Source organism: Paracidovorax sp. (genome assembly GCF_057642795.1).
On record NZ_JBXYZY010000034.1, the window covers coordinates 298,620 to 311,773 of the forward strand.

The following is a 13,154-nucleotide window of genomic DNA, read 5'->3' on the forward strand; positions in this document are numbered from 1 at the left end:
CACCATGCGGACATGACACTCCCCAGCGCTCCTCTTACCGGCAGCATCGTCGCCCTCGTCACCCCCATGCACGAGGACGGCAGCGTGGACTACCCCACGCTGCGCAAGTTGATCGACTGGCATATCGCCGAAGGCACCGACTGCATCGGCGTGGTGGGCACCACGGGCGAGTCGCCCACGGTCAACGTCGAAGAGCACTGCGAGATCATCCGCGTGGCCGTCGAGCAGTCCGCCAAGCGCGTGCCCATCATGGCCGGCTGCGGCGCGAATTCCACCTCCGAGGCCATCGAACTGGCCCGCTTCGCCAAGAAGGTCGGTGCGGACAGCCAGCTGCAGGTGGTGCCCTACTACAACAAGCCCACGCAAGAGGGCCAGTACCAGCACTTCAAGGCGATTGCCGAAGCCGTGGGCGACCTGCCCACCATCCTCTACAACGTGCCAGGCCGCTCCGTGGCCGATATGCAGCACGACACGGTGCTGCGCCTGGCCCAGGTGCCCGGCATCATCGGCATCAAGGAAGCCACCGGCAACATCGAGCGCGCGCAGTGGCTGATCCGCGAGGTGCCCAAGGGCTTCGCCGTCTATTCGGGTGACGACCCGACCGCCGTGGCCCTCATGCTCTGCGGCGGCCACGGCAACGTCAGCGTGACGGCCAACGTCGCCCCGCGCCTGATGCACGAGCTCTGCGTGGCCGCCCTTGCGGGCGACGTGCGCCGAGCCATGGAAATCCAGTTTCAGCTGATGCCCGTGCACAAGCAGCTCTTCGTCGAGGCCAACCCGATTCCCGTGAAGTGGGCCATGAAGCGCATGGGCCTGTGCGGCGGCGCCATGCGCCTGCCCATGACGCCTCTGTCCACCGCCAACGAGCCCGTCGTCGAAGCCGCCCTGAAGGCCGGCGGCTTGCTCTGACGCACCGCCCACCTTGACGCAACACGTACCCGGCCGCACCTGCAGCCTCAGATCACAAGAGGATTTTCGCGTGAACGCAATCAATCGCCTGGGCCTGCTGGGCCTTGCCATGGCCTTGTCCGCCTGCTCCGTTCTGGAAAACGACAAGATCGACTACAAGAGCGCCACCAAGGGGCCGACGCTGGAGGTGCCGCCCGATCTGCGCCAGATCACCACCGACGCTCGCTACGTCGTGCCCGGCAGCACCGTGTCGGCCGCAGCCTTCGAGGCCGGCCAGACCCAGCGCGCCAGCAGTCGCACGAATGCGGCGCCGCAGACCATCGGCGACGTCCGCATCGAGCGCGACGGTAACCAGCGCTGGCTGGTCGTCAACCGCACGCCGGAACAGCTCTGGGAGCCCGTGCGCGACTTCTGGCTCGAAAACGGCTTCGTCTTCACTACCGAAGAGCCCAAGCTGGGCCTGCTGGAAACCGACTGGGCCGAGAACCGTGCCAAGCTGCCGCAGGACATCATCCGCTCCACCATCGGCAAGGTGTTCGACTCGCTCTACTCCACGGGCGAGCGCGACAAGTTCCGCACGCGCCTGGAGCGCGGCCCCAACGGCTCCACCGAGGTGTTTATCTCGCACCGCGGCATGGCCGAGGTCTACACCAACCAGCAAAAAGACAGCACCGTGTGGCAGCCCCGTCCGGTCGATCCCGAGCTGGAAACCGAATTCCTGCGCCGCCTGATGGTCAAGCTGGGCGTGAGCGAGCAGCAGTCGCGCGCCATCGCCAATGCGCCGGTGCAGGCCGCACCGGCTGCGCGCCTGGCCACCGTGGCGGGCGCCCCGGCCGTGCAGATGGATGAACCCTTCGACCGCGCATGGCGCCGCGTCGGCCTGACGCTGGACCGCACCGGCTTCACCGTGGAAGACCGCGACCGCAGCCAGGGCGTCTATTTCGTGCGCTACGTGCCGCCGACCGACAAGAAGGACAAGGGCTTCTTCGGCAAGCTGTTCAGCAGCTCGTCCGACAGCGTGGCACCGCTCAAGTACCGCATCGTCGTGCGCACCCAGGGCAACGTGAGCACCGTCTCCGTGCTCAACGCAGCCGGCGCCCCCGAATCGTCCGACAACGCCCAGCGCATCGTGCGGGTGCTGGTCGACGATCTGAAGTAAGCCCACCCGAGTTGCTCCGCTTTCGCAACCTGGCCAGCGGCAGCACGGGCAACGCCACGCTGGTCGAAGGCGGCACCAACGGCGCCTGCGGCCCGCAGGCCCGCCGCAGGCTGCTGGTGGACTGCGGCCTCGGCATCCGGCAGCTCGAATGGCGGCTGGATGCCGCAGGCGTTGCGCTGAATGAGCTCGACGCCGTATTCATCACGCACGAGCATTCCGACCATATCGGCTGCGTGCAAAAACTCGCCCTGCGCCACCGCGTCCCGGTATGGATGAGTCAGGGCACGTACGAGGCCCTGGGCAGCCCGGAGCTGGACGGCCTGCTGCGCATCGCCCGCGACGGCGAGGCGATCGACCTGGGCGCCTTCGAGGCCCGCCCCTTCACCGTGCCGCACGATGCCCGCGAACCGCTGCACCTGCGCTGCAGCGACGGCACCACGCACATCGGTCTGCTGACCGACCTGGGCCACGCATCTGAGCATGTACTGGAGCAGTTGCAGGGCTGCCACGCGCTGCTGCTGGAATCCAACCACGATGCCGACATGCTGCAGGCATCGGCTTACCCGGCCTTCCTGAAAAGGCGCATCAGCGGCCGCCTCGGCCACCTGCCGAACCATGTCGCGGCAGACATCCTGGGCGCGGTGCGCCACGCGGGCCTGCAGCGCGTCGCAGCAGCCCACCTGAGCGCCCAGAACAACCGCCCCGAGCTGGCCCGTGCGGCGCTCGCAGACGCCCTGGGCTGGCCCGCGGAGGCGGTGGACGTGGCCCATCCGCGCGAAGGCACCGGCTGGATCGAAGTGGACTGAACGCCTTCTCCACCGACAGCGCTCGCAGCAGCCGTAGCAGCCGTAGCAGCCGCCAAAAGACAGACGAAAAAAAGCCCCGACCAGCGGTACGGGGCCTTCGACCGATCCCCAGGCAACGCCGGGGACAGCCTGCAGAGCTTACTTGGCTGCGGAAGCGCCGGTAGCAGCAGCGGCAGCAGCGTTTGCGGCAGCAGCAGCGTCGGAGGCGGCAGCGGCAGCGGCGGAAGCAGCTTCGGAAGCAGCAGCAGCGGGAGCCATGGCAGCGTCAGAAGCGGCGGCAGCGGCAGCCGGTGCGGCGGCAGGAGCTTCCACGGCAGGTGCGGGAGCGGGAGCGGGCTCTTCCTTCTTGCCGCAGGCGGCGAGGGCAGCAGCAGCGATCAGGGCGGCCAGAACGACGGAATTCTTCATTTCAGGTTTCCTCTTGGACAAACGGATTTCTTCGAATGGACAACACCGTCCACCTCTTGCAGCGGTCCGGTTGGCCAAGCACACCAGGCGGCATGCGTGTGGTTATGAGGCCAACGATAAATTATAAGGATTTTCGTCAATCCCCAGTAACACCAAGAAGACCGTGGCGGGAGGCTGGGAAGCTTGTTGACGATCGACCAGGGCCGCGAAAAGGCAGCGATCTGAGCACGCCTCAGAGCCCCAGCGTTGTTGCGGGAAAGCCCGGCGAGCTCCTGCGCAACAGCCATTCGTCCAACGACTGACGCAACAGCACCCGGCGGTCCGGCTCCGGGCCGGCCATCCCCACGCAACGTGGCACATCAATGCGGTGCAGCACCCAGCCGGGCGACCAAATCGCGCTGGGCACCTCCTGCGGCGGGGCGCCCGCCGCCTTGCGGCAGACGACGATATGGCTCCAGGTGCCGCGCCACTGAACGAATCGCGCATGCAGGCGCTGCACGGCACCGAAATCTGCGGCCAGCACGGTGCACTGCCTGCCGGCGCGGGCCCACGCGTGCAGCGATTGCTCCACGGCACGCTCGCCCAGGGGCCAGTCGTGAAAGTCCGGATCGCTCAGCACGAGTTCAGGCCATCCCTCATGCGCCGCCCATGCCAACGCATCGCGAACATGCTGCCGAAAAGACTCGCGGCCGGCGAACCGGCCTTGAGGCAAGGAGCGCACCCAATATCCCGGCATTGCGGCCTCATCCGCTGAGTGGCTCATTCATCGACCATTTCGGCTTGCAACAAGAGATACACCCAGATGCACTTGATCGGCGGCGCGCTTCAGTCTGGCTGCACCAGCGAATGCACCCAGCCGCTGTCACACCACACCGACAGCAACTCCAGCGCATCGTCGCTGGCGCGGGACAGATCTTGCGCAGACAGCGAGCGCTCGTCCGCCAGACGGCGCATCAGCGTGGCATCGCGCCCTGAAGCGCGGTAGCTCTCGCCATTGATGAAGACGTGGCGCTCGTCGTACATCATGCGCGTGCGGCGGTCCAGCACCACCCCTTCCAGCAAGCCGCCGAGCGGCGCCGGGTCAAACCAGACATTGGGCTTGGGCTCGGTCAGCGATTCACCGAGTGCGCGCTCCAGGGCCTGTGGATCAGACAGCGCGCGGCGCACGGCGTCGCGCACGAAATCCTGCAGCGCCGAAGGAATGGCGCCGGGCTGGGCCACGGCTTCCTGGCGCGGATCGCGGTAGATCGGCGTGTCCTCTTCGTCGCCGGCTTCGTCGGCCAGACGCAGCAGCACGTTCTGTGCGACATCCGCCCGGCTTGGCGAGCGAAAGCCGATGGAGTAGGTCATGCACTCGCCCTCGGCAATGCCGTCGTGCGCCCAGCGCGGGGGCAGGTACAGCATGTCGCCGGGTTCCAGCACGAACTCCTCTTCGGGCTCGAAATGCTCCAGCACCTTGAGCGGGATGCCTTCGCGCAGCGTCAGGTCCTTCTGCCGGCCAATGCGCCAGCGGCGGCGGCCCTGAGCCTGCAGCAGGAAGACGTCATAGCTATCGAAGTGGGGACCGACGCCGCCGCCATCGCTGGCGTAGCTGATCATCAGATCATCCAGCCGCGCCTCGGGCACGAAGCGGAACTGCTGCATGAGCTGATGCACGCCATCGTCGTGCAGATCAACGCCCTGCACCAGCACGGTCCAGCCGGGCTTTTGCAGAGGTGGCAGGCTGCGGCGTGCCAGCGGACCGTGGCTGAGCTTCCAGCGGCCGCCGTCCTGCTGCTGGATCAGGCGCGACTCCACGCCCTCCTCTGCTGCCATGGCAAGCAGCCGGGCACGAGGGATCAGGGGCGTGAAGCCCGGGATTGCCTGACGCACCAGCAAAGGCTTTTTGTGCCAGTGGCGACGCATGAATTGTGAGGCGGTGAGCCCGCCCAGCAGGGCGAGCGGAATATGGGTGTCCATGAAGCGGGTCCGGAAAAGAGCTGGGAAACAGTGCGGCATTGTCCTATGCGGCCGACAGCCCGCCCCCCGACGGTGGCACGATGCAGTGCCCGCCAAGCGCTGCACGCGCTCCGGGGCAACTTCCCCCATCCGACCGAGGAGACATTCGTGATCGAACAAACCATGCTGATCGCCGGAGAAGCCGCAAAAGCCGGCAACGGCGCCAACTTCGAACGCCGCAATCCACTGGACGGCTCGGTGGCCACCCGAGCCCCGGCTGCCACACCCGAAGACGCCGTTCGCGCCGTCGAGGCCGCGCACAAGGCATTTCCCGCCTGGGCCGCTCTGGGGCCCACCGACCGCCGCCAGATGCTGATGAAGGCATCGCAGGCACTGGAAGCCAAGGCCGACGCATTCGCCGCTGCCATGGCCGCCGAGACCGGTGCATCGGGCCTCTGGGCCGGCTTCAACGTACATCTGGCAGCCAGCATGCTGCTGGAAGCCGCATCGCTGACAACGCAGATCAATGGCCAGATCATTCCTTCCGACGTGCCGGGCAGCTTGGCCATGGCCGTGCGTCAGCCTGCAGGCGTGGTGCTGGGCATCGCTCCCTGGAATGCGCCCGTCATCCTGGGCGTGCGCGCTATCGCGGCGCCACTGGCCTGCGGCAATACCGTGGTCCTCAAGGGCTCGGAGCTGTGCCCCGCCACCCACGGCCTGATCATCGAAGCGTTGCAGGAAGGCGGCCTCCCGCCGGGCGTAGTCAACTTCGTGACCAATGCGCCCGACGACGCCGGCGCGGTGGTGGAGGCGATGGTGGCGCACCCGGCCGTGCGCCGCGTGAACTTCACCGGCTCCACGCGGGTCGGCCGCATCATCGGCCAGACCTGCGCCAAATACCTCAAACCGGCCGTGCTGGAGCTGGGTGGCAAGGCCCCCTTCCTGGTGTTGGACGATGCCGACATTGACGCCGCCGTAGCCGGCTGCACCTTCGGCGCCTTCGCCAATTCGGGGCAGATCTGCATGTCCACCGAACGCATCATCGTGGACGAGGCGGTGGCCGACGCCTTCCTCGCGAAGCTGGTGGCTCGCGCCAACGCGCTGCCGCTCGGCGATCCGCGCCAGGGCCCGGTGGTGCTCGGCTCGGTGGTGGACATGGCGACCGTGGAGCGCGCCAACCGGTTGATCGACGATGCTCTGGCCCAGGGCGCTCGGCTGCTCTGCGGCGGCAAGGCTACCGACACGCTGATGCCGGCCACGCTGATCGACGGCGTCACGCCGGCCATGGCGATCTTCCGCGAAGAGACCTTCGCCCCCGTCAAGGCCATCGTGCGTGTGCGCGGCGAGGAAGAAGCCATCGCCATGGCCAACGACAACGAGTTCGGCCTGGCATCGGCCGTGTATACGCGCGACACGGCGCGCGGCTGGCGCGTGGCCGCCCGCATCGAGGCGGGCATCTGCCACGTCAACGGCCCGACCGTGCACGACGAGGCGCAGATGCCCTTCGGCGGCGTCAAGCACTCGGGCTACGGCCATTTCGGTGGCCAGGCGGGCATCGATGCCTTCACCGACACGCGCTGGATCACCATGCAGACCACCCCCCGTCACTACCCCTTCTGATCGGCATACCGCAAGGGTCAGGTTTGGCGGCCCGCGCAGCCGTGGGAAAATCGCGCCCAGCGGCCGCCGCGTGCCTTCGTGACAACGGAGCACCGGCGGCCTTCGATCTTTCCCATCGCGGCACGAACCGCGCAAGCTGCACACACCATGGAAATCACCTCTCAATGCGTGGTCGCTCTGACCTGGATCCTGAAAGACACCCTGGGCGAGGAACTGGACGTGCTCGATGAGCCCGTGGAGTTCCTGGTCGGCGGCGACGACCTGCTGACGCGGGTGGAAGAAGCCTTGCAGGGCCACGCGGTAGGCACCATGCTCGACCTGCACCTGGAGCCCGAAGAAGCCTTCGGCGACTACCAGGACAAGCTGCTCTTCCTGGAGCCGCGCAACCTCTTTCCAGCTGACATCGAGGAAGGCATGACCTTCGAGGGCTCCGCCCTACCCCCGGGCTGCAATGCCGATGCGCCGCGCGATGCGCTCTATACCGTCGCGCAGCTCTACCCCGACCACGTGGTGCTGGACGGCAACCACCCTCTTGCGGGTATCGCGCTGCGCCTGCATCTGCGGGTGGAAGGCGTGCGCGAGGCGACGGAGGAAGAGATCGGCCGCGGCACAGCCGGCACGGGCTTCTTCCGCATCCAGCCCCAGGCGCCCGAAGGCGGTCTGCTGCACTGAGCCTTTGCAGGCGCGCATGAAAAACGGGCCCCTAGGGGCCCGTTGTGTTGTGTGCGCCCGCCGGGCGCGCTGCCCGGGGATGCGTTGGCGCAATCACATGCGCGAGATCTGACCGCCGTTGATGCGGACGCGGTCGCCGGGGCGCAGATCGCCGGGCGAAGGCACGTCGAACACGCGCTGGCCGCCGTTGTCCAGATTGATGATCAGGCGGTAATTGCCGTTGCCGGCCACCTGGTTGTTGTTGGTGCGCCCTTCAATGGCATTGCCCGCGAAGCCACCGCCGATAGCACCGACGGCCGTGGCGGCCGCGCGGCCCATGCCGCCGCCCACTTGGTTGCCGAGCACGCCGCCGACCACCGCACCCAACAGGGCGCCGGCACCGCTGGTGCCGCCGCTGCGGGCTTGAGGCACCTCGATGTTGGCCACCGTACCGAATTCCGTGCCGTACTGGTTGTTGGCTGCGGAAGGATAGGTGTTGTAGCCCGGAGCAGGCTGCGGCTGAGGCTGCGTCGGGTACTGCGAATACATGGGCTGCTGGGCGCAGGCGGCCAGGGTGCCGGCAACGATCACGGAAGCGGCCAGGGTGGCCAGACGGGAAGAGGTACGCATGGTTTGAACTCCTTTGTCATAGCAATGGCCGATGGGGCCCGTGCGTTGACCGATTGAACCATTGCTCACATTTGGTTCCGTGCGGGCCGGCAGGCGGTATGCGCGTAGTGCGGTCTCCTACACCCACGGCGCGGTCAGTTCGTGCCCGTGGAGCCGTAGCCGCCCTGACCGCGCTCGGAGACAGCGCCGAATTCATCCACCACGTTGAACTGTGCCTGCACCACCGGAACGATCACCAGCTGCGCCAGCCGTTCCATGGGCTGCAGCGTGAAGGCCGTGCCGCTGCGGTTCCAGGCGCTCACCATCAGCTGGCCCTGGTAGTCGCTGTCGATCAGGCCCACGAGGTTGCCCAGCACAATGCCGTGCTTGTGGCCCAGGCCCGAACGCGGCAGGATCATCGCGGCGTAGCCCGGATCGCGCAGGTGGATGGCGATGCCCGTGGGCACAAGCTGCCAGGCGTTCGGCTCCAGGGTGATGGGCGCATCCAGGCAGGCGCGCAGGTCCAGGCCGGCGCTGCCGGGCGTGGCGTAGGCCGGCAGTTGCTCTGCCATGCGGGGGTCGAGAATCTTCAGGTCGATCTTCATGGAAAGGCGGCGGACGATGGGTCCGCCCAGGTGTGAAAAAAGAAAACGGGAAAGCGCCGTACGCCCCAGGCCAGCCCTGGGCAACGACAGCAGCCCAGCGCCGGAAAACGCCCCGTCAGCGCGCGGCTGGCAGCCGCCGGGCGATCTCTTCGACGAGCCGACCGGCCAGCTCATGCTTGGAGGCGCGCCCCAGGTCCTGGTGACCCTGGGCGTCAAACAGCACCAGGGCATTGTCGTCCTGCCCGAACGTGGCCGGCCCGATGTTGCCCACCAGCAGCGGCACGCCCTTGCGCACGCGCTTGGCGCTGGCATGGGCTATGAGGTCTTCGCTTTCGGCGGCGAAGCCCACGCAGAAGAGCGCTCCCGAGCGGGCCCGCTCGGATTGCGCCACGGTGGCGAGGATGTCTTCGTTCTCCACGAAGCTCAGCGTGGGCACGTCGCCCGAGCCATCCTTCTTGATCTTCTGCGAGGCGGCCTGCGCCGGGCGCCAGTCGGCCACCGCGGCAGTCGCTATGAAAACAGTAGCATCCTGCGCTTGCGGGATCACGGCCCGCAGCATCTCCTGCGCCGATTGCACGGCGATGCGGTGCACGCCGCGCGGAGTGGGCAGATCCACCGGGCCGGCCACCAGCGTGACCTCGGCGCCCGCATGGCGGGCGGCACGGGCGATGGCGAAGCCCATCTTGCCGCTGGAGCGGTTGGTGATGCCGCGCACCGGGTCGATCGCCTCGAAGGTCGGCCCGGCCGTGACCAGCACGCGCTGGCCGGCGAGGCGCTGGGGGGTGAAGAAGGCCGCGAGCTCTTCCATGATCTCGGCCGGCTCCAGCATGCGGCCGTCGCCCGTCTCGCCGCAGGCCTGCTCGCCGGTGCCCACGCCCAGCACCGTGGCGCCGTCGGCCGCCACCTGGGCCAGGTTGCGCCGGGTGGCCGGGTGCGCCCACATCTCGCGGTTCATGGCGGGGGCCAGCAGCAGCGGCACGCGATCGGCGGGGCGCGCCAGGCACAGCAGGCTCAGCAACTCGTCGGCCCGGCCCTGCACCAGGCGGGCGATGAAGTCGGCGCTGCACGGCGCGATGAGCACCGCATCGGCCTCGCGGCTCAGGTTGATGTGCGGCATGTTGTTGGCTTCGCGCGCGTCCCACTGCGAGCCATAGACGGCGCGGCCGCTCAGGGCCTGCATGGTCACCGGCGTGATGAACTGGCCGGCGGCCTCGGTCATCACGACCTGCACCGTTGCACCGGCCTTGATCAGCAGTCGTGTGAGTTCGGCGGCCTTGTAGCAGGCCACGCCTCCGCTCAGGCCCAGGACGATGTGTTTGCCAGCAAGCTCATTCATGGGAGCGCAATTTAGCAGACGGTGCCGGGGGGCATGGGCCAGCCCGCGGCGACCGCAGTCGGGCCGGCCTCTATAATTCCGATTTCCCACCACCATAAAAGACATGACCAAATTTGTCTTCGTCACCGGCGGTGTGGTGTCTTCCCTGGGCAAGGGAATCGCCTCAGCCTCCCTTGCCGCGATCCTCGAATCGCGGGGCCTCAAAGTCACCCTCATCAAGCTCGACCCGTACATCAACGTGGACCCGGGCACCATGTCCCCGTTCCAGCACGGCGAGGTGTTCGTCACCGACGACGGCGCCGAAACCGACCTCGACCTGGGCCACTACGAGCGTTTCATCGAAACGCGCATGAAGAAATCCAACAACTTCACCACCGGCCGGATCTACCAGTCGGTGCTGGAGAAGGAACGCCGTGGCGACTATCTGGGCAAGACCGTGCAGGTGATCCCGCACGTCACCAACGAGATCCAGGAATACGTCAAGCGCGGCGCCGGCGTCGGCACCGACGACGCGGTCGATGTGGCCATCGTCGAGATCGGCGGCACCGTGGGCGACATCGAATCGCTGCCGTTCCTGGAGGCCGTGCGCCAGCTGAGCCTCAAGCTCGGCCCCAACAACGCCGCCTTCGTCCATCTGACCTACCTGCCCTTCATCGCGGCAGCCGGCGAGCTCAAGACCAAGCCCACGCAGCACACCGTGCAGGAGCTGCGCAAGATCGGCATCCAGCCCGATGCGCTGCTGTGCCGCGCCGACCGCCGCATTCCCGACGAGGAACGCGCCAAGATCTCGCTCTTCACCAACGTGCCCGAGTGGGGCGTGATCAGCATGTGGGACGTGGACACCATCTACAAGGTGCCCCGCGTGCTGCACGAGCAGGGCCTGGACGGCCTGATCTGCGACAAGCTGCGCCTGAACACGCCGCCCACCAGCCTCAAGCGCTGGGACCAGCTGGTCTATGAGACCGAGCATCCGCAGGGCGAGGTCACCATTGCCATGGTGGGCAAGTACGTCGATCTGTCCGACAGCTACAAGTCGGTCAACGAGGCGCTGCGCCACGCCGGCATGAAGAATCACGTGCGCGTGAAGATCGAGCACGTCGATTCCGAAACCATCGGCGCGGCGGATGCGGCCGAGAAGCTGGCCAAGTACGACGCCATTCTGGTGCCCGGCGGCTTTGGTGCGCGCGGCGTGGAAGGCAAGATCTGCACGGCCCGCTTCGCCCGCGAACACAAGGTGCCCTATCTGGGCATCTGCTTAGGGATGCAGGTGGCCACCATCGAATACGCCCGCCACGTGGCCGGCCTGAAGAACGCCAACAGCACCGAATTCGATGCCGCCACGCCCCACCCGGTGATCGCCCTGATCACCGAGTGGAAGGATGCGGACGGCACGATCAAGAAGCGCGACGCCAACTCCGACCTGGGCGGCACCATGCGCCTGGGCGCGCAGAGCTCCGACGTGGCACCCGGCACGCTGGCCCACCAGATCTACGGCAACGTGGTGACCGAGCGCCACCGCCACCGCTACGAAGCCAACGTGAACTACCTGGACCAGCTGCGCAAGGCGGGCCTGGTGATCTCCGCGCTCACGCAGCGCGAGCAGCTCACCGAGATCGTCGAGCTGCCCCAGGACGTCCACCCCTGGTACATCGGCGTGCAGTTCCACCCCGAGTTCAAATCGACGCCCTGGAACGGCCACCCGCTCTTCAACGCCTTCATCAAGGCCGCGGTCGAGCACCAGGCCTCTCGCGCCCCCGCGGCGCTGGCAGCGCTGGCCACCCCAGCGGCCTGAGCCGCAGCTACCACGGAGACAACGCCATGCAACTGTGCGGCTTCAACGTCGGCCTCGACCAGCGCTTCTTCCTCATCGCGGGCACCTGCTCCATCGAGGGCCTGCAGATGTCCATGGACGTCGCCGGCCGGCTCAAGGAGATCTGCGCGCCGCTCGGCATCCCGCTGATCTACAAGGGCTCGTTCGACAAGGCCAACCGCTCCTCGGGCTCCAGCAAGCGCGGCGTGGGCCTGGAGGCGGGCCTGAAGATCCTGGACGACGTGCGCCGCCAGCTGCAGCTGCCCATCCTGACCGACGTGCACGACACCGCGCAGGTCGCCGAGGTGGCCAGCGTGGTCGATGTGCTGCAGACGCCCGCCTTCCTGTGCCGCCAGACCGACTTCATCCGCGCCGTGGCGCAGTCGGGCAAGCCGGTGAACATCAAGAAGGGCCAGTTCCTCGCGCCCTGGGACATGAAGAACGTCATCGACAAGGCCCGAGCCGCTGCCGAAGAGGCCGGCCTGTCGCCCGACCGTTTCCTGGCCTGCGAGCGCGGGGTGAGCTTCGGCTACAACAACCTCGTCGCCGACATGACCAGCCTCGCCGAGATGCGCAAGTCCGGCGCGCCCGTGGTGTTCGACGTGACCCACTCGGTGCAAAAGCCCGGCGGCCAGGGCACGGTCAGTGGCGGCGCCCGCGAGATGGTGCCGGTGCTGGCACGTGCCGGCGTGGCCGCTGGCGTGGCGGGCCTTTTCATGGAGACCCATCCCTGCCCGGCCGAGGCCTGGTCCGACGGCCCCAACGCCGTGCCCCTGGGCCGCATGAAGGCGCTGCTGGAAACCCTGGTGGCGCTCGACGAGGTCACCAAGAAGAACGGCTTCCTCGAAGACGATTTCGAGGCCTGATCGCTTCCCGGCCCCACCACCCATCAACCACCAAGAGACAAGCACCATGCCCAGCGGATACGTCATCGCCAGCGTCAACGTCACCCATCCCGAGCAGTACGAGGAGTACAAGAAGTGGAGCACGCATGCCATGCAGGTGCATGGTGCCGAGGTGTGCATCCGCGGCGGCAAGGTGGAGGTGCTGGAAGGCGACTGGAACCCCGGCCGCATGGTGGTGCTGAAATTCCCCTCGTTCGAAGCGGCCCAGGCGTTCTACGCCACGCCCGAATACCAGAAGGCCAAGGCCGCCCGTGAAGGCGCGGCCGTCATGCGCATGGTCTGCGTCGAAGGCGTCTGACCCGCACGCGCTCCCCTTTCGATAGCAAACTGCGCAAGAAGATCAAGCGCTGGTGGCCGATTTGGTGTTGAAGATCGGCCCCACCCGTCCCGGTTTTTGA

The 13,154-nt window shown here is 67.3% G+C and carries 14 protein-coding genes; 8 read left to right on the forward strand and 6 right to left on the reverse strand.

The features are described from left to right. Window positions 1-12 precede the first annotated feature (12 nt). The 3 genes from dapA (at window position 13) to AC3A84_RS14335 (ending at window position 2,874) form a co-directional block, all read left to right on the forward strand. Window positions 13-909, forward strand: a complete 897-nt coding sequence (gene dapA / locus AC3A84_RS14325; RefSeq protein ID WP_288513135.1) for a 4-hydroxy-tetrahydrodipicolinate synthase — start codon at window positions 13-15, stop codon at window positions 907-909. Window positions 910-979: 70 nt separating this feature from the next. Beyond that, window positions 980-2,068, forward strand: a complete 1,089-nt coding sequence (bamC, locus tag AC3A84_RS14330) for an NlpB/DapX family lipoprotein (RefSeq protein ID WP_487970501.1) — start codon at window positions 980-982, stop codon at window positions 2,066-2,068. An 11-nt stretch (window positions 2,069-2,079) separates the two neighbouring features. Next, window positions 2,080-2,874 (forward strand): MBL fold metallo-hydrolase, encoded by a 795-nt coding sequence (locus AC3A84_RS14335; RefSeq protein WP_487970503.1) that lies wholly within the window; start codon window positions 2,080-2,082, stop codon window positions 2,872-2,874. Window positions 2,875-3,012: 138 nt separating this feature from the next. On the opposite strand, the gene AC3A84_RS14340 is transcribed toward AC3A84_RS14335, so the two are convergent. The 3 genes from AC3A84_RS14340 to AC3A84_RS14350 form a co-directional block, all read right to left on the reverse strand. Continuing rightward, the gene (locus AC3A84_RS14340) at window positions 3,013-3,282 is read right to left on the reverse strand and encodes a hypothetical protein (RefSeq protein WP_487970505.1); all 270 of its coding nucleotides are present in this window, start codon (window positions 3,280-3,282) and stop codon (window positions 3,013-3,015) included. A 232-nt stretch (window positions 3,283-3,514) separates the two neighbouring features. Then, window positions 3,515-4,045 carry a hypothetical protein gene (locus tag AC3A84_RS14345; RefSeq protein ID WP_487970507.1) on the reverse strand — a complete coding sequence of 177 codons (531 nt, stop codon included), beginning with the start codon at window positions 4,043-4,045 and terminating at the stop codon, window positions 3,515-3,517. A gap of 62 nt (window positions 4,046-4,107) precedes the next feature. Further along, window positions 4,108-5,241 (reverse strand): JmjC domain-containing protein, encoded by a 1,134-nt coding sequence (locus AC3A84_RS14350; protein ID WP_487970508.1) that lies wholly within the window; start codon window positions 5,239-5,241, stop codon window positions 4,108-4,110. Between the two features lie 147 nt (window positions 5,242-5,388). Between AC3A84_RS14350 and AC3A84_RS14355 the strand changes: the two genes are divergently transcribed. Together AC3A84_RS14355 and AC3A84_RS14360 are read left to right on the forward strand one after the other, a co-directional pair. Next, a complete protein-coding gene (locus tag AC3A84_RS14355) occupies window positions 5,389-6,840 on the forward strand; it encodes an aldehyde dehydrogenase (protein WP_487970510.1) in 1,452 nt (483 codons plus the stop codon). A gap of 147 nt (window positions 6,841-6,987) precedes the next feature. Further along, window positions 6,988-7,512, forward strand: a complete 525-nt coding sequence (locus AC3A84_RS14360) for an FKBP-type peptidyl-prolyl cis-trans isomerase (RefSeq protein ID WP_487970512.1) — start codon at window positions 6,988-6,990, stop codon at window positions 7,510-7,512. Between the two features lie 93 nt (window positions 7,513-7,605). Here the strand turns inward: AC3A84_RS14360 and AC3A84_RS14365 are convergent, their stop codons facing one another. From AC3A84_RS14365 to coaBC, 3 genes are all read right to left on the reverse strand, one after another. Then, on the reverse strand, window positions 7,606-8,121 hold the full coding sequence (locus AC3A84_RS14365) for an outer membrane lipoprotein (RefSeq protein WP_487970514.1): 516 nt from the start codon (window positions 8,119-8,121) through the stop codon (window positions 7,606-7,608). A 134-nt stretch (window positions 8,122-8,255) separates the two neighbouring features. Beyond that, entirely contained in the window at window positions 8,256-8,705 is a 450-nt protein-coding gene (gene dut / locus AC3A84_RS14370) for a dUTP diphosphatase (RefSeq protein ID WP_487970516.1), read from the reverse strand. Between the two features lie 115 nt (window positions 8,706-8,820). After that, complete coding sequence (gene coaBC, locus AC3A84_RS14375; protein WP_487970518.1) at window positions 8,821-10,041, reverse strand: bifunctional phosphopantothenoylcysteine decarboxylase/phosphopantothenate--cysteine ligase CoaBC; 1,221 nt, start codon at window positions 10,039-10,041, stop codon at window positions 8,821-8,823. A 103-nt stretch (window positions 10,042-10,144) separates the two neighbouring features. Here coaBC and pyrG point away from each other — a divergent pair, with 103 nt between their 5' ends. Genes pyrG through AC3A84_RS14390 form a run of 3 tightly spaced genes read left to right on the forward strand, consistent with a single transcriptional unit; the run spans window position 10,145 to window position 13,054 of the window. Next, entirely contained in the window at window positions 10,145-11,833 is a 1,689-nt protein-coding gene (pyrG, locus tag AC3A84_RS14380; protein ID WP_092939723.1) for a CTP synthase, read from the forward strand. 26 nt (window positions 11,834-11,859) lie between these two features. Next, window positions 11,860-12,717: a 3-deoxy-8-phosphooctulonate synthase gene (gene kdsA / locus AC3A84_RS14385; protein WP_487970521.1), complete on the forward strand. Its 858-nt coding sequence runs from the start codon at window positions 11,860-11,862 to the stop codon at window positions 12,715-12,717. A gap of 46 nt (window positions 12,718-12,763) precedes the next feature. Then, window positions 12,764-13,054: a DUF1330 domain-containing protein gene (locus tag AC3A84_RS14390; RefSeq protein ID WP_487970523.1), complete on the forward strand. Its 291-nt coding sequence runs from the start codon at window positions 12,764-12,766 to the stop codon at window positions 13,052-13,054. Window positions 13,055-13,154: the final 100 nt, after the last annotated feature.

Excerpts from the sequence above, each read along its gene's own strand:
- dapA (WP_288513135.1), top strand. The coding sequence starts at position 13 with ATGACACTCCCCAGCGCTCCTCTTACCGGCAGCATCGTCGCCCTCGTC.
- AC3A84_RS14340 (WP_487970505.1), bottom strand. The coding sequence starts at position 3,282 with ATGAAGAATTCCGTCGTTCTGGCCGCCCTGATCGCTGCTGCTGCCCTC.
- AC3A84_RS14345 (WP_487970507.1), bottom strand. The coding sequence starts at position 4,045 with ATGAGCCACTCAGCGGATGAGGCCGCAATGCCGGGATATTGGGTGCGC.
- AC3A84_RS14350 (WP_487970508.1), bottom strand. The coding sequence starts at position 5,241 with ATGGACACCCATATTCCGCTCGCCCTGCTGGGCGGGCTCACCGCCTCA.
- AC3A84_RS14360 (WP_487970512.1), top strand. The coding sequence starts at position 6,988 with ATGGAAATCACCTCTCAATGCGTGGTCGCTCTGACCTGGATCCTGAAA.
- AC3A84_RS14365 (WP_487970514.1), bottom strand. The coding sequence starts at position 8,121 with ATGCGTACCTCTTCCCGTCTGGCCACCCTGGCCGCTTCCGTGATCGTT.
- dut (WP_487970516.1), bottom strand. The coding sequence starts at position 8,705 with ATGAAGATCGACCTGAAGATTCTCGACCCCCGCATGGCAGAGCAACTG.
- coaBC (WP_487970518.1), bottom strand. The coding sequence starts at position 10,041 with ATGAATGAGCTTGCTGGCAAACACATCGTCCTGGGCCTGAGCGGAGGC.
- pyrG (WP_092939723.1), top strand. The coding sequence starts at position 10,145 with ATGACCAAATTTGTCTTCGTCACCGGCGGTGTGGTGTCTTCCCTGGGC.
- kdsA (WP_487970521.1), top strand. The coding sequence starts at position 11,860 with ATGCAACTGTGCGGCTTCAACGTCGGCCTCGACCAGCGCTTCTTCCTC.
- AC3A84_RS14390 (WP_487970523.1), top strand. The coding sequence starts at position 12,764 with ATGCCCAGCGGATACGTCATCGCCAGCGTCAACGTCACCCATCCCGAG.